This is a genomic window from Pseudomonas sp. R62, assembly GCF_000257605.1.
Classification (GTDB): Bacteria; Pseudomonadota; Gammaproteobacteria; order Pseudomonadales; family Pseudomonadaceae; genus Aquipseudomonas; species Aquipseudomonas atacamensis.
In genome coordinates this window covers 1,769,334-1,773,086 of sequence record NZ_JH635999.1, presented here as the reverse complement: position 1 = coordinate 1,773,086, position 3,753 = coordinate 1,769,334, and the positions used below count along the sequence as shown (strand labels likewise).

5 protein-coding genes are annotated in these 3,753 nt (G+C 53.2%); 4 read left to right on the top strand and 1 reads right to left on the bottom strand.

What is annotated here, in order from left to right:
* The 4 genes from OQK_RS28945 to OQK_RS25875 form a co-directional block, all read left to right on the top strand.
* The coding region (locus tag OQK_RS28945) for an EndoU domain-containing protein (RefSeq protein WP_162098750.1) at positions 1–1,591 on the top strand (1,591 nt) is incomplete at its 5' end.
* Positions 1,592–1,606: 15 nt separating this feature from the next.
* Positions 1,607–2,020, top strand: a complete 414-nt coding sequence (locus OQK_RS25885; RefSeq protein ID WP_016774994.1) for a hypothetical protein — start codon at positions 1,607–1,609, stop codon at positions 2,018–2,020.
* A 168-nt stretch (positions 2,021–2,188) separates the two neighbouring features.
* On the top strand, positions 2,189–2,692 hold the full coding sequence (locus tag OQK_RS25880) for a hypothetical protein (protein ID WP_016774993.1): 504 nt from the start codon (positions 2,189–2,191) through the stop codon (positions 2,690–2,692).
* Between the two features lie 78 nt (positions 2,693–2,770).
* Entirely contained in the window at positions 2,771–3,073 is a 303-nt protein-coding gene (locus OQK_RS25875; RefSeq protein ID WP_016774992.1) for a hypothetical protein, read from the top strand.
* Between the two features lie 214 nt (positions 3,074–3,287).
* Here the strand turns inward: OQK_RS25875 and OQK_RS30265 are convergent.
* On the bottom strand, positions 3,288–3,753 hold a 466-nt coding region (locus OQK_RS30265; protein ID WP_443216339.1), incomplete at its 5' end, for a BatD family protein.

The window sequence follows — 3,753 nt, the reverse complement described above, 5'->3', positions numbered from 1 at the left end:
AGATCACACGCAACTGGACGGTGCGCTGATCTCTGCCGACAACGGCAACCTGAAACTGGATACCGACACGCTTGGCTATCGAAACATCACTGGCAAAGACAATGAGCATGGTTATTACCTGAACGTCAGTGGCAGTTATGGTGGCAGCGCAAACTCCCAGGCTGACAAACCCAACAAGGGCATGGAAGGTCCGGATAAAAACAGCTGGGCAGTGGAGGGTTACAACTACACCAAGAATCGCGAGCAGACACTCAACGCTACGGTTGGCGCAGGTGAGATTGTTGTCCGCCACGATAAAGCGACCGGTCAGGACTCTACGGCGGGACTTAATCGTGATGTAAGCAAAGCTTATGAAGTGACTCGCGATGACGAGCACCGAACGGATCTCTACGCGAGTAGTACCTCCGTAGGCGCGGTCATGAATCCGGTGAAGACTTATAACGCGTGGAAGGAGAGCGTCGAAAACTACGGTGACAACAGCATTGAGTCGCTGAACAAACTGTTGGATCTGGTGCTTGCTACAAACGCGTTTGCACTGGGTGAAGGTGTAGGCAAGGCGAATAATATTCTTGCCGATCGGGCCGTTACTCGCGCGATCGTAAAACTCTTGCGCAATGAAACAACGCGAAAGAAAACGATCAATATCGCCTTCATTAACATGACGAACGGCAACGTTACGCCAGAAACTCAAGCGTTGGCTGACAAAATTGCTCAAATTGCGGCGACCAATCCGAGCCTGGCGCTGAGCATGATGTTGGGACTTATGCGCTTGCAACCCAATGCGCCTGGTCAAACAAACTTTTTACCACTGGCAGTGGCTGGAGGAGCGCTGGTTGCCCTGAGTGCCGCGCTGCTGACGGCGGCAAACTCACCACAGAATCAGGACGCTATGCGCGAGGCAGTCAATGCCTTTATTGAGTCGACCAAGGACTCAGGTCTGCAGATGCAAGAGCGCCTGAAGGTGGCTGCCGAGTTGTGGCTGACCATTGTTGGTACGGCTTTCCCGATAGAGCTGCTGGATACCAAGTACGGAACGCTGACCAACCCGATCTTAGAAACTGACGTTCTTCATCCCGTAAGCGCAGGTGGCAGCACCATCGAGCCTACTTCACCGAGCAGTACAGGCGGGAGCACGATTGAAAATGGAGACGGGTGGAGCACGGTTTCTCCGGTGGTAGACCCTCTGTCGCCGGGCAATATGTACAACAGTCCGGTTGATTATCCGCATATTATTGGAGCGGATTACAATAGGCATGACGTCCCCACAGGCGCTCATTCATTGATCAAGGGAGATGTGAGAATAGTGCCAGGGTCACAGACGGCTCCTGATCCGTTCGGGGTTTATCGAGCATTCGTAGAAGTCCCGGATCGTAGAAATCCTGGCCAGTGGATAGTCAAACCGGGCAATAAGAACACTATGTTTCCTGCTGCATGGGATGAGGCTCGGATAAAGTCCGAGGTCGACGCAGCATGGAACAGTCCTAACAAAACGGTCACGGGTGATAAGTGGCGTTCGGAAACACCATCGGGTGTTACGGTACAGGGGTATACCTCGCCAAGAACAACCGTTTACCCAGTCTACAAACCCTGAATTTCGAGAGCGTTCATGGAACTCAAGTTTTATCAAACCGCCGGCGGTACCTACCCGGAAGTGGGGCAGTTGTTTCACGCGGTCGCTGAAGTGAATTCTGCTCAGAAAGATGCGAAACGCTACCAGCTTTATGTGTGCAGCGTTCTTGATGCCATCGCACAAATTCCTGAGGATTGTGATCGCCTGCTGGCAGCAATTTCATCTGTAGAGTCGGGCGTGCAAGCTTCAGTGACGGACGGGGCAAACGATGTCCTGTTGAATATGAGTGCCGATGGAGTGCAGGTCGATATTCTGATCAACGATGACTGGACCGGGCAGCCACAAAGCTGGTTTACGTTGGAGGAGTGGAGGAAGGTCTTGGAACAATGGAAATATTGTCTCCAGTTACCGAAAGGTTCTGACGAGGTCGTCATACTGAAATTGCCATAGGTCATCACTGAAACAGCGATAATGGGACAGTCCACGTTTAAATAAACGTGGTCTGTCCGCAGTTCTGCTCCCAATTTTTGTCCAGCTTTCGCCTCAGTCAGCAAGAAATCAACTGATCAAAAACGCTGAGAAAGGCCTGCAACACTCGCAAGAAAAAGGAAGCTTGTGTTGACTAATAAATACGCAGTTGTTGTGGAATCAGGATCTGACTTGCCTGACAGAGAGATTCTGATCAGACGGGCATGGGGCGACGTTCCCTTCTCCTACATCCAGGATCAAGAGTCGTTTAACGACTGCAGTTTCCTCGATTTAAAAGTCAATAAATGGGAACTCAACAAGAAATGGAGCGCTAAACAGAACAGCGAACTCTGGATAAGAACTGAAAACCTTAAAGGGGTTGCGCTCGATGACTTTCTGCATAGAGACGGCTCGCTTTGGCCTGTCGATATGGCAGAAAAAACGCTCATGATTATTGAGTTGGACGAGGGCTGGAGTGCGCTGGACCATTGTCTGCTGCTGCGCTTGGTGTCAGTTTTTCTGGGGCAGTTCAAGGTCTACAGATGGTCTGGCGGTATCGAAGAGGTGAGTGAAGAAATTGCCGCTTCGTTACCGGCTCAACAGGCTGTTCTAGAGCGATTGATCAGATGTGAACAGGCTGTCAGCGGCGAGTGATGTGAATAATTTGGTTAAAGAGGGAATGTGGATGCCTCTGAGGAAACTCCGCCTTTGCCCAACCCCGAGGGTTAAAGAGTGATCAATGAAGATATAAAGATCGTCCAGGAAATTTTCCAATTGGTCGAAGCAGGCATAATCCATGGCTATGACGCGTTCCAATATGGTGTGGAACTTGGAGAAGGCTATGTAGAAACGGAATTGGCCGTCGAGAAAGACGGAATTGAGGACTGGAACGCCGAAACCGATATAAACGGGGCGAAAATTCTTCGTTTGGTCGATCAGTTGCAGGCAAACGCAGTCAAACGCGGTGAACCCTGGAAGGCGTTTGTTCTCTCTTATCGCGAAGGCGAACAGGTGAAAACGAAATACAAGTATTGATCGGGACGCCGCATTTCCGCGTTCCGGGAAACGAACGGGTGGCTCTGGCCACCTGTCGTTTATCTGACCAGCGCAGCAAGACAGACCCAGAGTGATGCCTGTCTATCCAGTCCGAAGGGGGAGTTTCGTCGTGCCCTTCGGCAGGCAAGCGTCAGCTCGTTGCAAGTCAGACCTGCCGATACATCCCTCAAGTGTTCGTTAAGGGATCGTGCGTTCACTTCGGATAAAGCGGCGGCAATCCACTCTCACTCACCGGATCCTGCACGCGCTCGGCGGCGGGAATAGTACGTATCGCCCGCCACAAATCCTCACCCTGCCAATGCTGCCCGGTCTCGCTGTACAGCGCTCCATTCAACCCATCCAGCGCATCCGACAACGGCACAAACCGCGCGGCCATGTCCGCTAGCGTCTCCGGTTGTTGCCGCGCCCAGGCGTCCAGTGCCTGGCGGGTGGCGTGGGGGTCGTTGGCCTGGCTGGCGCGTTTGATGTCGTCGAGCAGGGTGCGTGGGCTCGGGCCGGTCTGGGCGGCGCGGTGGATTGCCGGTTGCCAGCGGGCGCGCCACCAGAGGCCAAAGCCGAGCAGGGTGGTGCAGGCGAGGATCAGGGTGCTGAGTTTCCACCACCACAGGGTGTCGTTGTCGGGCGTGCTCGGTTGCAGGGTGCCGGCCGGGGTGTCGATT

Coding starts and splice junctions, on each gene's coding strand:
- OQK_RS25885 (WP_016774994.1), top strand. CDS start 1,607: ATGGAACTCAAGTTTTATCAAACCGCCGGCGGTACCTACCCGGAAGTG.